General features: G+C 69.2%; 1 pseudogene. It reads right to left on the bottom strand.

Features of this window, described 5'->3' with window-relative positions:
• Positions 1 to 312: pseudogene (locus RB628_RS43005) on the bottom strand (hypothetical protein); the annotation flags it as partial.

Here is a 312-nt window from a genome sequence, read left to right as displayed (position 1 = left end):
GGTGGCGGCGGGCCTGACTGATCGGATAGACCACGGCGGGCAGCGTGAGGCCGAGGCAGATCAGCAGGACCGCGATCGCCGGGGAGGTCACGCTGAAGACGCACGGCGTGGAGACCAGCGAGGAGCACTGCGCGTGGTCGGGTACGAGTTGAAGGCCCAGGCCGAGGGAGACGAGGACCGTGACCTTGTACGCGGCGTAGACCAGCGCGAACACGCAGCCGGCGGCTGCCAGCCGCAGGCCAATCCGAACGCTGTGTCTGCGGGTCGACTTCGACTGCCGCAGGGCCTGCCGCAGGAAGTCGACGATGGCGA

Origin of the sequence: Streptomyces sp. ADMS (assembly GCF_033441795.1) — a bacterium.
Lineage (GTDB): Bacteria > Actinomycetota > Actinomycetes > Streptomycetales > Streptomycetaceae > Streptomyces.
The sequence above is the reverse complement of the archived record's forward strand: the minus strand, read 5'-3'. Positions and strand labels throughout refer to the sequence as shown.